Genomic DNA, 544 nt, shown 5'->3' on the forward strand with positions numbered 1-544 from the left:
AATTCTTCTTCATTCCAAGTTTTTCATGCGAAAATGGCGTTTGAGCTCGAAATGCAGCTTGAAGATAATTCATAGCGCTATTAGTATTTGAAAGGAAAAGAACCGCAGTCCACTCAGGAATATTAACACCCGTTGTCAGTTTACGAACAGTAAGCGTAATGGTTTTACTCTGACTCGGATCTCCTATTGCTTGTCGAACCTTATCCAAATCGCCATTTGTTGCGACTTCGTTGCTATCTGACTTATCATCTTTAACAACATTAACAATTTTGTATTCCTTTCCAAAAATCCGATGTTCATTAAGTAATTTTTCGAAAGCGTTCGCTTCTTTAACTCCGGGTAATAACCATAATGTATGCCGTAATTCATCACGATATTGTTTAGTTGAAAAGGGGTAATTAGTGTTACTATCTTGATTAGTAATATTATCTAAGAATGCATTAATATCAACTTTATGAACAAACTCATTGTTGTCATTCACACGGAAAAATTCACGGAAATTAAAGGATCTTGAATCATCTAAAAAGCGTTCTTTATTTTTCAT

General features: G+C 34.2%; 1 pseudogene. It reads right to left on the reverse strand.

Going from position 1 to position 544, the window contains the following annotated elements:
* Nucleotides 1–544 (reverse strand): annotated as a pseudogene (locus BAZO_RS10840) (Eco57I restriction-modification methylase domain-containing protein); the annotation flags it as partial.

The organism is Schinkia azotoformans LMG 9581 (assembly GCF_000307855.1).
GTDB classification, from domain to species: domain Bacteria; phylum Bacillota; class Bacilli; order Bacillales; family Bacillaceae_J; genus Schinkia; species Schinkia azotoformans.